Raw genomic sequence first — 16,346 nt, 5'->3', positions numbered from 1 at the left:
TTTATCTTCCTGTGGCAATATTTTCCGGGATATGTTGATCTTCGGTATATGCGTCAATAATTACATCTCCGACATCGTTTATGTAAAGCCAGACGCCATCTAATCGCCCTTTAAACGAGGGTTCCCCTCCTGCTTTTTCTGAAGGAGATAAGCCTGCTCCCAGTCCAAATGAATAAAGGCCAGGAACGGGATTTCCAGCGATATCTCTGACTCGTCCATCTGTATCTTTCCCGGATAACCCGGTAACGGGGCTGGCTGAACGATATCCTGTTGCGAGGATACAGAGCTCCTGATTACTGCTGTTGCTGGCAGTAATAAAGGGATTATCGCTAACGATAAAATTGACTGCAGGACTCTGTGGGCTCACAGAGCCGGTGCGGAAAATAGAGAGTGCTGCCTGATGGGAGTCGTATCTCAGTCCGGCAAAGCGGTTAATGCGACCACTGAGAGGGCAGACATCCGCGACGGGATCGAATGCATATCCTTCATCCTGGGCAGCGGCTGCGGTTTCAAAATAGAGACGTGGAAGCGAGCGACAGTAGATCGTAATAGCCAGGCTTGCGTTGTCGGCAATCTCAGAGAGTCTGATAACGCTGGAGATCGCGCTGTGTGACCCGCCGATAATCGCGACGCGCTGAATCTTATGCCGGTGTAACAGGGCGCTGGCATCATCTTTATCGATACTCAGAAACTCGTCAGAGGTGACAGCAACGGGGGCGATATCATTGAGTAGCGACTGCTCAGCCGTCTGGTATCCGCCACAATTGGCGAACACGAATTCACTTTCTGCCGTGGCAATATTGCCATTATGGTTAAAAGAAATAGAAAAACTCTTCCCTGACCTCTTTATCTGCGTAACCTCTGCTTCACGATAGAGTGTTATCTGATATTTTTCAGCCAGACGTGAAATTATTTTTTCTGCCAGTCTTTCTAACAGATCGGCTACCAGAGATAGCTGTGGTGCTGTATCCGGATAATCTCTTAAAAATGTGAGTGCGTCGCCGCCGATAAAATCAGAAGTTAATTCATAAAATCGTGGATCGTCGATGCATTCTAAAAAAACAGATGAGAGGGAATTGGCTGTTATCTGATAATATCCCAGTTTGCCAGCTCCCAATCGGGGTGATTTTTCAAAGATGGCAATACCATTCTTTGCTATCTCTGAAAGTTTATTTTTCCGATATGCAGAAAGAAGCAATCCTAAATTGGCTGGTCCAAAACCAACTAATGCGGTCGTATACAGGCGGTGAGTATTTCCCAATATCTGTCCCCCTTCCTTTGTTTTATATTTTATCTTCGTGGAAATATGAATTTCATTAACGTTTGTATATCACGACTGTCACAAAAAATTATATAAGGATTTTAGATAACTTTATGACAGGGTGGTGTTTCGTAGGGGGGAGAGTACATCCTGATGGATAGTCGGGTGGATACGGAGAGTGAAAACCCGCCTCTGCTATAAAGTGGGCCATCCCTGAGAAGATGACATTGTATTAGAACAAGGGGTCGGACGTTGAGCAGACTACTCAACGTCGCCAGATAGCGCCTTAATCTCCCAGTTTTTACCGGGTGGGGCCTTCAAAGTAGATGCTACTGATATGACAACTACGCGGTTGTCCCAGCACAAAACGAATGGTTTCCCAGATCGAGCGCCCATTCAATAAACGCTCCCCCATTTTGGATTGGCTATGGATAAACGTATCTAACCCTGTCAGTTCGAAATCCGGGGGATACAACCCGGTCACACGTATATTCTCATTGGAGAGCAGATGAGAAATTTTATTTGTAAACCCGCTAGGTTGTGATCAAGGATATGTACCGGAAACAGTCACGTAAAGTTCCGGCGACAGCGCCGCTGGAGTTTGTCCCCGAAAGCTGGCGCAAGGTGGTAATTACACCTGCAGGTATTGACCGGCAGTACTATGAATTTTGTGCGCTCAGCGAGCTTAAGGGAGCGTTGCGCTCCGGGGACATCTGGGTTAAAGGTTCACGCCGCTGCAAAAATTTTGATGATTACCTCATTCCCGAAAAGGACTTTGACAAACTCACACCGGCGCTGCCTGTATCTGCTGATTATCATGAGTACATTACCAGCCGTATGACCCTGCTTCAGTCCAGACTTGAAGAGGTCAATGCCATGGCTGCCCTTGGTGAACTGCCCGATGTGGAGATTTCCGACAGGGGCGTAAAAGTCTCTCCGCTGGACAACAGCGTTCCGGTGCAGGTTTCACCGCTGGCAGAGCTGGTTTACAGCATGCTACCGCGCCCTAAAATCACGGAAATTCTCGATGAGGTAAACAGCTGGACGACATTTACCCGACATTTTTCGCATATAAAAAATGACATCACCCGTCCCGATACCCGCCTTCTTCTCACCACCATTCTTGCGGATGGTATCAATCTTGGCCTGACCAAAATGGCGGAAGCCTGCCCCGGGAGCACCAAATCATCGCTCGAAGATATACAGGCATGGTACATCCGCGACGAAACCTATTCAGCCGCTCTTGCAGAGTTGGTAAATGCGCAGGGGAAAAGACCACTGGCGACATTCTGGGGAGACGGGACAACGTCATCATCAGATGGACAGAATTTCAGAACAGGCAGCTCAGGCCGCTACGCAGGGCAGGTTAACCCGAAATATGGGCAAGAGCCTGGACGTCAGTTTTATACCCATATTTCGGATCAATACAGCCCGTTTTACACCTGCATAATCAGTCGGGTCAGGGATTCAACCCATGTGCTCGATGGCTTGCTGTACCACGAAAGCGACCTGGAAATCAGGGAGCATTACACCGATACCGCGGGTTTCACCGATCATGTCTTTGCCCTGATGCATCTGCTGGGATTTGCGTTCTGTCCGCGAATCAGGGATCTCCACGACAAGAAGCTATTTATCAAAGGGAAACCGGACCAATACCCGGCACTTCAGTCACTGATATCAACGACCAGCCTGAATCTGAAAGAGATCGAAATCCACTGGCGTGAAGTGCTGCGTCTGGCGACCTCGATAAAGCAGGGAACAGTGACGGCATCCCTGATGCTGAAAAAGCTTGCCAGCTACCCCAAGCAAAACGGACTTGCCAAAGCACTGAGGGAAATTGGCCGTATTGGGGTCCGCTTGGAAAAGGGAAAACATCCTACGCCAAGGCTATTTATTAACCAGTAAGGTGTCTGCAACTACGTTAATTGCAGCTGCTGTGGTGTTTCTGCGTCCGAAACCGAACGATTACGTACACCATTCTGTCTGCATGTCCGAAAGTGAGCAAAACCATAAACGGACAGACTGAACGTACCGTACATCACTTACGGTCAGGGGTTTCCGCTCAATGGAACGAAATCACCCGTTAAGCTTAAAACGCTTAACGTAGGATAATTTCCGAATTCCAAGCGGACCCCATGACAAACGATTATCTGTGATGGAGGCCTAAAACTAGGTCTATTCAGTCTGTATTAATCAACGGGGAGCAGGTCAGCTGTGTGCCCAGGCTGTGTGAAAACCCTGATCAAAAACTGAAGTGCGCACGTCTACGCAAAATCTGGAATTGATCGACTGGTTAATAGAGCCGAATTTTACGTATGAGCGCGGTTTTCAGCTCTGTTTTTGGCAGTTTCAGCGGCCAAAAAAGTTTTCACACAACCTGTGCCAGAAGCGGACGTTGCGATGGCTATTGTGTATCAAAAAATTGGGCATGGCTCATACCACCCTATCACATCTTTAATTCTATATTTTCATCTGAAATATAGAAAACATCGTTCACTTCATTTGACAATAATTCATATTTCAAAGGTTTTTTGGTTCGAAATTAATCTATATCCACCTTGTTCATAGCCGTAGCTGTTTGCAGGTTATTGTGAGCCATTTTGAACTGCTGTGGCGCCAGGAATTGTAAAACATGCTCTGCTTTGATGTATAACATCACGTAGCTGCCAGATTAATCAACCCTGCCTTTTCCAGACCGTAATATCACTGCTTGTTGCAGATATAATTAACTCACCATCCCATGAGAAACCAACACAGTGAAAGTAATCATTTGCAAGCCTGAGACACCCCTCTTTATGGGAGGCAATTAATGCGCTCTTACCCGGCGGGCACCAGATTAACATTTCCAAAGGCCACTCTGGGGATACTCGCTCCAGTGACTCACCATACCGGTTATACATGGGTAAGCCACCGCCACACAGACCTGCAATGGAAAGAATCTCACCACTCAGCGGTCCTATACCTGCACATTTAAGGCCAACTGAGTCGTACCAGTTTCCATACTCTTCATAATTTCTGGCAATAATCTCGCCACTCAGGCAATCAAGCACCCCTCTTCCGGAAGAGGAAATTATCAGGAGCAAGTGGTTATATTTGCGTGAAAAAGCGACTTCGGTTAAACCACCTACGGTCATCTCGATACAAGGTGCCCAATTACAATCAGGAATATCTTTCAGTAGTAATTTAAGGCTATTTTCATGGCTTTTTGGCTGCCAAATAGACATCTGAACTCCTTATCAATGTTGGTCGGCACTTAGCATCTCATAACGAGGATAAATGTTATTTTAACAGCAGTTAGGATGAAGTGTCATAAACAGTTATCTGTCCGCCCCCTTCGTTCAGTCTCAGACAGACAAGTATTAACCTGCTACGAAGAGAACATCCCTTTGGAAGTGGTGGAAAAATTAATATCTGAGGCAAAAACATCTCTCCCGCCCGTGAAATCAGAACAATAAACATCCATGTCGCGCCGTTTACATTCAGTGTCTGCTCCTCGCTCTTAGCCGACGACGTTTCTCAGCAGGCGGCTTGGTGCCAGAAACGGACGTTCCCGGAATGGTGACAATTTGGTAATCACGTCTTGTTTTCTACGATAAATATTTATCTAATTGCCAGGGCATAATCGCTTTTTCCTCATAATGATTTCAGACAAGGCACATACGTGATTCAGTTAAGAAAAGCTCAATACAGTGACGCCGATGCAATTGCACATCTCCACGCAGCCGGATGGCGTGATACCTATGGAAATGTGATGTCTTCAGATTTTCTCGAAAATCATGCGCAAAATGAGCGCTTTTCCCACTGGCAGTCTCTGTTGAATCAGAGCAACCGAGATGTGGCTGTCTTTGTCGCAGAAAATGAAGAGAACATTGAAGGGTTTATATGTGTAATGCTAAAGAAGGATGCTCAATGGGGGGCGTACATTGACAGCCTGCATGTCAGTTCTGCACTGCGAGGCCAGGGTGCAGGAAAAAAATTGCTCCATCATGCAGCAGAGTGGGTATGCAGCGAAGATGCGAAGTCACCACTTTACCTGTGGGTTTTTGAAGATAACGTCAGGGCAACCAACTATTACCAAAGGCTAGGCGGAGTTATTACCGAGCATACAGTATCCGATATGCCTTCATCAGATAATGCCCCTGTATTCAGAATCAGCTGGAATAATGCCGTTCAGCTTGTCATGAGCACCCGCTGACCCTTTCTTTAAGCCAATTTGAGAAAGGATATTCAGGGAAGGTCCGCTTTGTGCTGTGAGTTCAACGGGTCGACGCAACGCTATCCTTAAAGAAGTGGCGGCCTCTTTGCGGGAAGACTTGACGAAAACTTACTGACAAAGACAGCGAGCAAATGCTGCAAATGCAGGCACAGTCATTAAATTACCGTATCCCGTTTTCTCTTACTGAAATGCCCGCAGTAAATCCGGCGGGCTTTTCATTTATTTGCAGCTACGCGCTGCGGTCAGGAACAGTACACTGCGCTTTTACAGAAAATCAGCATGCTGACAATAGCAGAGACAAGATTTATGCAGATTTATTTGTGAGCAGTTCAGTCATAAAGACCAGCAGAATTGCCATTGCCAAACATGCTCCGACCACAGCGATCGCACTCCAACCGCCATGATAAAAAGTAAATGAACCCAGCGCCGAACCCACTGCACCACAAATGAAAATCACGGTCATATAAGCCGCATTTAGCCTTCCCCGCGCCCCGGTATCCAGACTCTGGATGGCACGCTGGCCAAAGACCTGATTCGCCTGTGTTGCGGCATCGAGAATTATCGCGGCAAAGACCAAAATCATCAATGAATCTTCCGCGTGCCCCCAGCCACTCATCAGTAGCGCAATACCCGCGCAACCGATCACTATACCGGTGCCGATTTTTGCTCCCCCGCGGTCTGCAACTTTACCTGCCACGGGAGCTGAAAGTGCGCCTGCCGCTCCCGCCAGCGCAAAGGCAGCAATTCCCGCTTGGGCGAGACCAAAACGCAGATGCAGCATGGGAGGAGCGGCAGTCCAAAACATATTAAATATGCCGAAAATCGTACCCTGATAGGCCACCCGGCGTTGCAGAGTTCTTGAAGTTATCAGCAAGTTAAGCATTGACCGCAGCGTAGCCCAATAATTTCGCTTCGATTGGGGATGCCATTGTGGTAACGCGCGCATCATTAGCACGAAGGTACCGAGCATCAAAGCCGCAGAGAAAACAAAGATGGATCGCCATCCCCAATAGCCTGCCAAAAAACTCGCTAAGGGGCGAGACAGCATAATGCCAGAGACCAATCCGAACATGATATTGCCGATAATTTTCCCACGTTTACGCTCCGGCGAAAGATGAACCGCAAGCGGCACCAGGACTTGACTGCCTACGGTACAAACTCCAAGCAAAAACGAAGTGACCACCAACGCTGCGGGACCAGAACTGATCGCTACACCAATCAGGCTAAGTATAGTACCCGCGGTGGTCATCAATACTAACCGACGGTTCTCAATCAAATCGGCCAGGCAAACCAGAAAAAACAGACCCATGCCATAGCCAAGCTGGGTGGTAGTGACAATCAGCCCCGCGAGACTCGCCGGGAGATGCATACTACTTGCAATCAATCCGGCGATTGATTGTGAGTAATAAACATTCGCGGTAGTGGCTCCGCAGGCAAAAGCAAACAGGATGACAGTGGAAGTCTTTAAGCTTGCCATTTTGGGGGCAGAGTCAGGGTGCGGCGTCGTTTGTGTCGTCAAATCATGTCCCAATCTTATTCAATTTTTTCTTAAGGAGGATGAGTGTAAACCTTGCGGAAATTATTGATAAGTGGTGCAATAACGAATGTATATTTCGAGAATTCCGAATAATGTTAGAAAATTTGAAGTTGTTCCTTATGATTGTTGAAAAGGGCACCCTGTCAGCAGCAGGACGTGAACTTGGACTTTCTCCAGCTTCTGTGTCTGAACGTCTGATGATGTTGGAGTCTTATTACAAGACGAGATTCCTGGCGCGAACGACTCGTTCGTTAAGCCTTACTGAAGAGGGAAAAATTTTCGCGATAGGTGCACGCCGACTGCTGGCCGAGGCCGATGAACTTGAAAGCCGCATCAAATCAGGAACACAAAAAATATCTGGTCCGATCAAAATCACCGCGCCCGTCGATTTAGGACAAACCCGTGTTGTGCCCATTCTCGATCGGTTCCTTGTCAGTCATCCCGATGTCACCATTGATCTCAACCTGACCGACAGTTTTGTTGATCTGGTGAGTCAGGGAGTCGATTTCGCCATACGTTATGGAACATTTTCTAACACCACACTCAAAGCCAGGCCGATTGGAGAAAATCGTCGTTTGATTTGTGGGTCTCCCGATTATTTGAACCGTAAAGGCATTCCATTACACCCCGATGATCTCTTAAATCACGAATGCATCATGATGCGCTTTACGCAGGGAATCGAGCGTATTTGGTCATTTCAAAACCATGGAGCACCCTATGCCGTCTCAGTTAACGGACAGCGGACAACCAACAATGGCCAGTTAATCAAACAGTGGGCATTGCAGGGACATGGGCTGTGTAAAAAGTCCATATGGGATGTTGAGGATGATCTTGCTTGTGGCAGGCTCGTCGAAGTTTTGGCTGCCTACGCCCCTTCACCAACTGCACTACATATCGTTTACTCGCCAGCTCCCGTTCAACCCCGTCGGGTAACAAAGCTGATCGATGTTATCGCGAATGAATTAGCAATATACAATGCAAATGGCTGATAAAAAGGTGTGCCAATTTCGCTCATAGCGGACCTGACATGCGCTTCCGCTCAGTGCCAGGAGTGGACGTTGATAATCAGCGCAGAAATCTTCTGTCAATCACCGACACCATTGATACAGGCTTCATCCTGTGCTGATGCCTTTGTGAAAACAAACATTCCAACGCCATCGTTGCCCATATCCTCGACACAAGTGATCGCAAATCCGCATCTATTTACATAAAAACAGACATTGTTGATTAGACACGTTGGAGTTCTGAGCCTCCATCCCCCTTTACAGGGATAAAGCCTTTCGATGCATAGCCAGGCTTGGTAACCAAGCCCTCTTCGCTGGAACTGAGGCAGTATAAATAATCTTTCAAGATAATTAATATCTTGTTCCCCAGTTCTGATAATGGCACCGCCTAGCAGGAGAATACCCTCCCAGAAGGCCAGAACAATTATGTCCTCTGCATATAATGCGGACCGGATAGTTAATTCTTCGCCACTATCCTCATCTTCTTCCATATCTTCCGGAAAGTACCGGGCGTTTGAATCGAATGCTGCATTAAGAATAGATTGCAGCTCTTCGGATTCGGATTGTGATGCGGGCAAAATCAGCATGCTGTATGTTTCTTTAAACTAACCGGGGGAAAGGTGCTTATGTATTAGTGTGAGTAACAGGAATAATCTTTTTAAATGAAAATAAATCGATCAGGCTTCCTATATTACATTAACCTTAAACATAATAACTAGGGGAGTTCAATATGTCTGACATCAAGATAATATTGACTATCATTTTCCTTTACGTATCCACTGACCCTTATCAACGAAAGAGCATCAACGTCCAGTCCACGCCAGGCATCGTCACTGACTACCAGAGGAATATGACCCGTATTATCACGGAATGTAAAATGATTCCCTTCCTGCTGACTGATAATGCTTCCCTCAAGTGTAATCCATGAGTTTTGTTTAAAAGAGCTGACTGCAGTCACGGTGCTTTGCATATTTTCTTTCGGAATCATATGCCCTGCGTAGACGTCACCCTTTTGTGGCTCTTCTTTATGATTCTGATATCCACCTGACGCAAATGACGAGAGTGACGCGCCTGATAATATTAATAATGTTGCAGCTTTAAAAAATGTGGCTCTCCGAAACTTAACCACAGAAAAATAATTTAAACTCATGATAATCAACCTTTCAACTTGATAACTTTAACCATTCAATATATATACAGCATTAAACACTGCATGCTAATATGCACATAGTGCAAATTTGTATTGAATTGACCGGTAATTCGGCATAGCTAAAGCCTAAAACATAGTTACCTTTATGTCAAGGTAAGTGCGGTTTGTCACATTTCACCGTGTACATTCGAATGTAAATACGTATTTTATATTGCTGAATGAAAGTTAACCTGCACGTCGATGTAAAAGTTAACCTGTTAAAAAATATGAATATTTTTAATATTTCCCAGCTAAAATTTCGACCGGGAAGCAAGGCTTTGCATGAAAACTGATAAAAGGTCGTCCAGTTGGCGAAGCTGTTCAGGTGAGAGTGAAGATACAATTTCTTTCTCATTTTTTGCATGATCTTCAATTGCCACGTCGATCAATTTTCTTCCAATTGCAGTCAGGCAGACAAATTTACTTCGGGCATCCTCCGTATTTGCTTTCCGGCTAATCAATCCCCTTTTTTCTAGCTGTTTCAGCCTGTGCGTTACTGTGCCTGAAGTGATCATCAGTGCGGGTAATAATTGGGTTGGAGTTAAAATAAAAGGCGCCCCTGCACGGCGCAGAGCGGAAAGCACGTCAAACTCCCATACTTCCAGGTTGTGCCGGCGATAGCCTGCTTGCAGCAGTGGTTCCGCAAGCGCAGTGCATCGAACCAGTCGCCCGAGGGGGCCCATTGGCGAAGAGTCAATGTCAGGGCGCTCGCGCTGCCATTGCTCAAGGATGTCGTCTACGGGATCTCTTTTACGATTTGTGCTCATGCGCTGCTGATACCCTGCTATTAGGTGGAAGTTGAAGGACTAATACTTATTGCTTTGATGTGAAGGTAAATAATAACTCTTTCTTTGATAATAACACCTACAGCCAACTTGTTATGCATTCATGATCATGATCACCAGTCAGTATTACAGATGCGTTTAAGCTGGTTTATCTAGGAGATGTATTGATCATGCCCCCTGCCATGTCGCTGTTCCGGCAGAATTCGTAAACTCTCTTACAGAGCGCGATTCCCTGAGTGCGTATATTCCTTAAGGTCCACAGAACGTTATACCCAAAGAACATCGCAAAGTGGCTGATGATATCTCCAGAGGGGAGCAAAACTAGCCTTTGCTCTGTCCGCCCTACATCGCAAGTCCGGTTTGAGCACGCCTGATACGGAGCGCATAAACCTTCCGATAATAATACCGGAAGGTTTTCCTAAACTACTGGTGTTTCAGCCAGGTCAAAACAGGCCCAGCTGGTACAATGCCGGTGGGGTTTATATGGCGGTGTGAGAAATAGTAATGCAGCTTTGAGTGCTCCATATCTATAGTTTCCCGCACACCTGGCACCTCAAGCATTCTCAACATGTAAGAGTAAAGATTTGGCAGCTGAGTCAGCGATTTTGAATTAGCTTTAAAGTGAATAGCGTACACTGCTTCAAACCGAAGAAGGCTTGGAAGCAGAAACAAATCTGACAGCGTGAGCGATTCCCCTAACAAGAAGGGCTGTGCTGCCAATATGTTTTCGAGTTCGCCCAAGGCGGTAAATAGTTCCCGGCTGGCCTGTTCGTATTCATCCTGCTGCTGTGCAAACCCAACCTGATAGAATTTCCTGTTAACGGACGCATGGAGCCATGTGTTAAGTGAGTTGATGTCCTGGCGTGATCCTTCCGGAACCAGATCCAATGGTGTTGCTGCGAGGGGCAGCCATTCTGTTGCCAGCTTCAGCGCAACTGACGCTGAATCCGTGCTTACAATTTTTCTTTCATGAAGGTCAAACATTACCGGAACGGTAACCGGTCCCGAATAGTCAGCCTTGCTATGCAGATAGATATCCGCTAGGCGCTGATTACCACCAACAATATCACGGTCGTCGGCGTCAAACTCCCAGCCCCTGTCGTAACGTCGCGCGGCTACTGAAGATACGCTGATGGCATGCCCTAGTCCCAGAACTGAGATAACCAGCCACGGACGGTGCGCAAAAGGACAGGCGCGCGAAACATATAGATGATAACGGCTGACTTCAGGCACGAAGCTGTGCTCAAGACTGTCCACGTTTAGCAGCTCAGATGCGTTTTTATCGGGATACCATGTCCCGTTTTCAAGAATGGCCATGTTTCCTCCTGTAGGAACCGAAGCAGATCATTCAGTAGCCGGTAGTTCTGTGCCTGTTCTGTCATTCAGTAAATCAATGTATCGATCGGCTGAAGTACGGATGATTTTTCCTGCTCCGGACAAGACGTCATGACCGGAAAGGGCACCGTAAAGTCGGTCAAAGCGATATTTCAGCACCGTTTCAGTCATTCTGCTAACGGTACGCTCCGAAAGTGGCAGCATATTTGGATAGCTCCACATGAAGGACACCCGACAGCGATCGGCGGCAACCTGAATTATGTCTCCTGACAACACTGCACCTCTTCCTTCTGCAGCGAAGGGAAGATGTGCAACTGTTCCGCCGTGATAGTGGCCACCTAACCTGACGAGCGAGACATACTTATTAAGCTCAACATAGTCTCCTTCCCAGAAACGGATAGAAGAATCTGGTCGCATAAGCCATTCTTTGTCATCCGCGTGCAGGTAAACCTGACAACCGAACGAGGAAGCCCAATCCTGACTCGTTGTGTAGTAGTGAGGATGAGAAATGGCAATGGCAGAAATGCCGCCCAGAGAATCAATCAGATGTTTAGTCGCATTGTCGAGGAAGGAGATGCAGTCCCAGAGGATATTGCCCGCTGGCGTACGAATCAGTATGGCCCGCTGGCCGATTGAGAATCGGGGCACGGTGGTGATCTCGAACATATCCTGTTCCAGCATCTTCCAGCTGTTACGATATTTTCTTTGCATGTCCCTGAGCGTCGTCCACTCCTGCTGACCGCCAGGCACGTGTGCTCTTTCTTCGTTGCAGACCTGACAGAGTTCTGGCGGGCACACCGAGGCTGTATAAGAAGTTCCGCAGCCCTTACATATGTAGTTTTCCATAGTTCTCTCCTTCAGAGACGATATAGCAGTCTTTAGCATTGAGATATGCGTTGTATGCGAATCAGGAAACAGTAGAACGGTAATTACTTTACATCAAGGTAACTATGTTCGGGAGGTTGATATGTGTTTTAGAGGCTTGAAGGGAAAACAGTCAACCGTCTGCGCGACTGACAAGGTAACAGCACAGGATAGACGGGGAATGTTGAATTTCTGTTCCCCTTCTAAATCTGCGTTCACTTTTCACTCAGGGCACATCCTTATGCCGCTCAAGATGTTGCTTACATTCAGGCCAGCTTGCTGTGCAGTTCTGGCATGTCACCCGAGAAGTTTACCCACGGGTTATCACCTAAGAGCTCAGCATGCTTGATGTCCGCTTCATAACGGATTTCGAAGTTATCCGGACCGTGTGCAAAGGCCACAACCAGACCTTCTTTCGCATCCATGTAGCCTGCATGCATGCGAATACCCGGATAACTCAGGCGGACGGCATCGTCATTTTCACCAACGAATCCAACAGTCAGGCGCGCAAGAGTTCCGTCTGTAAGCAGGAACATCCAGGTGAAAGGACCACCGGCGATAACAGTCATAACTTCGTCAATCCCTGTTCCTTTATCCGAGGTATTGACGTGAAGACGACCATATTTATTCAGGACGAATTTCTGTACGTCCGGTGGCATTGCCTTCATATCGTAAACTTTAGGATATGATGACTGCCCCCCCTCGGTGGTGAACTCACCGCCGCCCTCAATGACCGGAGTTCGGCCTGCCAGACGGATCTGCTCCATCAGCTCAGCGCGGGTGAGGTTGAACATAGAAATCAACTGATGCTCCTCACCCTCGGTGATAGCGCGGTCTTTATACGCTTTCAGTAAAGGGCGTGCCTCCGCCGGGATTTCAATCGTACTGGCGCGAACACCTACTGTGTGCAGGACATTATTTGCATCCTGAATGCCGGTTACGTCTGGGCGGCCATCACTGAACTGAATTTTTACGATGCTCATACAGATACTCCTCAATTACGTTGCTTTGATAAGTTTTGCAGCCTGGCTGCATTATTGCTTAATGTGGAACGATAAGGGTCACGTCCGCTCATCGGCTAAAGGTGCTGTACTGGCAGACTGCGTGCTACCCCCGAACTGGATAAACAGGGCTCCGGCCAGGATAAGCAACACTCCGCCAACGCGTGCCAGATTGATGGGACGCGGCGTCAGATTCATCAGACCAAAGTGGTCAACGATTACCGCGGCAATCATCTGGCCGGCGACTACGAGCACGATAAATCCGCCGGCCCCAAGTTTTGGCGCGAAGGCCGCAGCGCTACCGACATAGATCGCGCCGAGCACGCCACCAATCCACATCCACCAGGGGCCCTGCAGAGCAGTACCGATTCGCGGAGCCGGCACCTTCAGTAACCAGAGCAGAGGCAGAATCACCATCGTGCTGACGGTGAGTGAAACCAGAGCCCCCCAGAGTGGATGCCCCAGAGCTTTGCCCACCGCGCCGTTGCTTGTTGCCTGAAAAGGCAGCACGGCACCGGCAAGAAATGCCATTGCGGCGGGCACGAATGTCAGAACCATTGCTTTACTCAACATTTGAAACCTCTTCAGTAGCGTAATGACTTGATGGGACTATTTTCACTTATCAGTTATATTTATAAAAATCGTTTGTATGTATGTGGAGTATGCATAGCATGGATGAGCTCAGAAAAATTGATTTGAACCTGTTGTTAACGTTGCACGCGCTGCTGACAGAAAAACACGTTACCCGCGCGGCTATCCGGCTTCACCGCAGTCAGCCAGCAGTCAGCCATGCTCTGGCCCAGCTTCGCGCGCATTTTGATGATCCCCTCCTTGTTAGGAGGGAAGGAAAGATGGTACTCACGGTCAGAGCACAGGGCCTGCTTCCTTCTCTGGACGGTGCGTTGTCTGAGCTCAACGAGTTGATAGGTGCACCTGAATTTGATCCCTTAACGGCTCGCCGCACTTTCAGAATTGCCATGTCAGATTACGCAGCACGCATCGTGTTACCTTCGCTGGTGAACTACGCGCGCAAAGCAGCACCGGGCTTTGATTTCGCCATCAGCCAGGCGAGTCGTGAAATGATGCTGGCTCAACTGGAAGACGGAGAGCTGGATCTGGCGCTGGGCATATTCCCTGACGCCCGAAGTGAGATCAAAAAAGAAGACTTATTCCCCGAGCAGTTCATCTGTCTGGCCGACAGGGATTTTTTACCGGACGGAAGAGATTTAACTCTGGAGGAATGGCTTGAAAAGCCCCATGTCATGTTGGGCCTGAAGCCAGACTCTGTTGATGAAATTGAAAAAGCTCTGGCAATAAAGGGACTTAAAAGGCACATCTGCGTTGCACTTCCGCACTGGAGCGCAGCCGTGCGCCTGCTGCCTGGTACCGATTTAGTTCTGACCGTTGCCAGCCGTTCAGTCAGCCCTGAGAGTTACCACGAGTCATTGTGCAGATTTTCTCCACCGGTTGCCCTGCCGGGCTTTTCATACTTACAAGCGTGGCATGTAAGAAAAGACAGGGATCCTGCCCATCAGTGGTTAAGAAACGCTATTCGAATGAGTTGTGAATCGTTCAGCAAGGAGAAATAGGGCCGATATAAAATTATACTGTCAATAATGCGGGGGGTTATATCAGGTATGAAAACATACAACGACTGATTTTTTAGCAAAATGCTATGTCCGTTGTTCGCTCAGAGCTGCCTGTCAACATGGTCAAGCTCTACCACAGCTCAGAGGTACAAAAAATCACCTTAACGTACAATAATTTTCGATATCCAAACTGACCCCAGTCTCCTCCAGAATCATGAAGCGTTAAAACCAGCCAGGATCTCATCCACATGCCGGCACAGCAAAGTGGTGACCGTCTCTGCGCTGTTTTCATTTTGCTCTTCTGGCATTCCGTTGGAGTACATGTGGAAGAAGCTGACCCCCTCCACAAACTTAAACCCTATCTCGGTGCCATGTTTCCCGCTGACTGGGATACTGTAAGGTGTCCCCGGGTTAAAGATTCGTCCGGGAATTGTCGGGAATGGCAATCCGTACCAGTACGGATCGCCCGGCTCGCTGCCTTTCTTGCCCGGTTTCAGCGTCACCCTGACCTGCCATGCACCGTGCCCGTAACTTTCGGGCTGAAAAATCTCAGCTGCACAGTGCTGACCGACGGCATGATACGAACGGACGGCAGGTTCATGCTGGTACAGCCCCATTTCACTCATGCGTTTTTCCAGTGCTTCCAGTTCGGTACGGAAATGCTGCGCCCTGTTCAGATACATTGCCTGGTTATGGTCGTTCGCCTCGTTACCGAGGATGTTGACGCAGATTGTCAGTGCCAGATAGGCTTCTCCTGCCGGCGTCTGAAGATAATTCACCAGATGCTCACCATCGCGCCCGAACTGCACGCGGCGCAGGTCATCCTGGACCAACTTCTGAAGCGGCGTAAGCGCCGTACAGACCGCAAGGCGGTTTTCCCTGGCGTCTTCCCCTGCAGCCATGCGTTCACCTGACACGGTCAGCAGGTATCCGGCTGACTGCAGATGCGTCAGCAGGTCGATGAGAGCATCTTCCGGAGTATAAGTCCGGGACTCTATGAAGAAGGGAAGGCGGCCGTGCTGGTCGATGTAATGCCAGAGTCCACTGATGGCCTGGGTGGCCGTGCAGTCTATCGCCTGTAACATCGGGTCTACGCGTTTCTTCAGTTCATCATCGATGCGGGCATTGAGCATTACCATGATGTTTTTATCCTTCAGGGCTTTTAATTATTTCGTAAAGCATTTTTGCTTTACTTGGTGCGTTGAGCATATTTTATAAACGTAAATCTGTAAATCTGTAAATCTGTAAATCTTTATTGCTTTATGGTTTGGGCGTTTTCTTTCACTCTCAGATCCGGTTTATGACAGAACCGGAGGTGATTATACTGTATCTAATACATGACCCCGATCTGCCCCAAGCCTTCATCTCGAGAGATAATTTTTTTAGACATCGCTCAGGTAGCGAAAAAGCAGAATTTTTTCAGAAAAGGAAAGTAAATGACTGATTCAAAGACAGTTACTGGGGGAGGAGCACGTCCGGCGCAGCTGAACTGGAATGCCCTGTTCCGTGGCGATCATGCAATGGGGGCATACAATGCCTGCGTGGGAAATAACGGCTCACCGGAC

Annotated in this window: 14 protein-coding genes and 2 pseudogenes; 4 read left to right on the top strand and 12 right to left on the bottom strand. The window is 48.0% G+C overall.

The annotated features are described in order from the left end of the window. Position 1: 1 nt before the first annotated feature. Both HHI26_RS22500 and HHI26_RS25555 read right to left on the bottom strand, forming a co-directional pair. The gene (locus HHI26_RS22500; RefSeq protein ID WP_171149728.1) at positions 2-1,261 is read right to left on the bottom strand and encodes a hypothetical protein; all 1,260 of its coding nucleotides are present in this window, start codon (positions 1,259-1,261) and stop codon (positions 2-4) included. 301 nt (positions 1,262-1,562) lie between these two features. Continuing rightward, a pseudogene (locus HHI26_RS25555) lies at positions 1,563-1,796 on the bottom strand (deoxygluconate dehydrogenase); the annotation flags it as partial. Positions 1,797-1,804: 8 nt separating this feature from the next. On the opposite strand from HHI26_RS25555, the pseudogene HHI26_RS22495 reads away from it, so the two are divergent. Continuing rightward, positions 1,805-3,109 (top strand): annotated as a pseudogene (locus HHI26_RS22495) (Tn3 family transposase); the annotation flags it as partial. An 827-nt stretch (positions 3,110-3,936) separates the two neighbouring features. Here the strand turns inward: HHI26_RS22495 and HHI26_RS22490 are convergent. Beyond that, positions 3,937-4,485: a hypothetical protein gene (locus tag HHI26_RS22490; protein ID WP_050321647.1), complete on the bottom strand. Its 549-nt coding sequence runs from the start codon at positions 4,483-4,485 to the stop codon at positions 3,937-3,939. Between the two features lie 437 nt (positions 4,486-4,922). Here HHI26_RS22490 and HHI26_RS22485 point away from each other — a divergent pair, with 437 nt between their 5' ends. Then, positions 4,923-5,456: a GNAT family N-acetyltransferase gene (locus HHI26_RS22485; RefSeq protein WP_244874740.1), complete on the top strand. Its 534-nt coding sequence runs from the start codon at positions 4,923-4,925 to the stop codon at positions 5,454-5,456. 325 nt (positions 5,457-5,781) lie between these two features. Here HHI26_RS22485 and HHI26_RS22480 read toward each other — a convergent pair whose 3' ends face one another. Next, positions 5,782-6,996 (bottom strand): MFS transporter, encoded by a 1,215-nt coding sequence (locus tag HHI26_RS22480; RefSeq protein ID WP_171149727.1) that lies wholly within the window; start codon positions 6,994-6,996, stop codon positions 5,782-5,784. A 110-nt stretch (positions 6,997-7,106) separates the two neighbouring features. Between HHI26_RS22480 and HHI26_RS22475 the strand changes: the two genes are divergently transcribed. Next, complete coding sequence (locus HHI26_RS22475; protein WP_171149726.1) at positions 7,107-8,003, top strand: LysR family transcriptional regulator; 897 nt, start codon at positions 7,107-7,109, stop codon at positions 8,001-8,003. A gap of 95 nt (positions 8,004-8,098) precedes the next feature. Here the strand turns inward: HHI26_RS22475 and HHI26_RS22470 are convergent, their stop codons facing one another. The 7 genes from HHI26_RS22470 to HHI26_RS22440 form a co-directional block, all read right to left on the bottom strand. Beyond that, positions 8,099-8,605, bottom strand: coding sequence for a GNAT family N-acetyltransferase (locus tag HHI26_RS22470; protein ID WP_171149725.1), 507 nt, complete (start codon positions 8,603-8,605; stop codon positions 8,099-8,101). Between the two features lie 128 nt (positions 8,606-8,733). Then, entirely contained in the window at positions 8,734-9,168 is a 435-nt protein-coding gene (locus HHI26_RS22465) for a NirD/YgiW/YdeI family stress tolerance protein (RefSeq protein WP_171149724.1), read from the bottom strand. Between the two features lie 290 nt (positions 9,169-9,458). Further along, on the bottom strand, positions 9,459-9,974 hold the full coding sequence (locus tag HHI26_RS22460; RefSeq protein ID WP_171149723.1) for a MarR family transcriptional regulator: 516 nt from the start codon (positions 9,972-9,974) through the stop codon (positions 9,459-9,461). Between the two features lie 441 nt (positions 9,975-10,415). Then, complete coding sequence (locus tag HHI26_RS22455) at positions 10,416-11,309, bottom strand: glutathione S-transferase C-terminal domain-containing protein (protein WP_171149722.1); 894 nt, start codon at positions 11,307-11,309, stop codon at positions 10,416-10,418. A gap of 27 nt (positions 11,310-11,336) precedes the next feature. Then, a complete protein-coding gene (locus HHI26_RS22450; protein ID WP_171149721.1) occupies positions 11,337-12,173 on the bottom strand; it encodes an MBL fold metallo-hydrolase in 837 nt (278 codons plus the stop codon). A gap of 284 nt (positions 12,174-12,457) precedes the next feature. Beyond that, positions 12,458-13,174: a hypothetical protein gene (locus HHI26_RS22445; protein WP_171149720.1), complete on the bottom strand. Its 717-nt coding sequence runs from the start codon at positions 13,172-13,174 to the stop codon at positions 12,458-12,460. Positions 13,175-13,252: 78 nt separating this feature from the next. Further along, a complete protein-coding gene (locus tag HHI26_RS22440; protein ID WP_171149719.1) occupies positions 13,253-13,765 on the bottom strand; it encodes a DMT family transporter in 513 nt (170 codons plus the stop codon). 98 nt (positions 13,766-13,863) lie between these two features. Between HHI26_RS22440 and HHI26_RS22435 the strand changes: the two genes are divergently transcribed. Beyond that, positions 13,864-14,781 (top strand): LysR family transcriptional regulator, encoded by a 918-nt coding sequence (locus tag HHI26_RS22435; protein ID WP_171149718.1) that lies wholly within the window; start codon positions 13,864-13,866, stop codon positions 14,779-14,781. A 212-nt stretch (positions 14,782-14,993) separates the two neighbouring features. Here the strand turns inward: HHI26_RS22435 and HHI26_RS22430 are convergent, their stop codons facing one another. Then, positions 14,994-15,920 (bottom strand): type II toxin-antitoxin system RelB/DinJ family antitoxin, encoded by a 927-nt coding sequence (locus HHI26_RS22430; RefSeq protein ID WP_171149717.1) that lies wholly within the window; start codon positions 15,918-15,920, stop codon positions 14,994-14,996. Positions 15,921-16,346: the final 426 nt, after the last annotated feature.

The sequence above is a fragment of the Erwinia sp. JH02 genome, from assembly GCF_013074405.1.
Taxonomy (GTDB): domain Bacteria; phylum Pseudomonadota; class Gammaproteobacteria; order Enterobacterales; family Enterobacteriaceae; genus Erwinia; species Erwinia rhapontici.
Note: the sequence above shows the minus strand (reverse complement) of the source record. Positions and strands in the feature narration are given on the sequence as shown.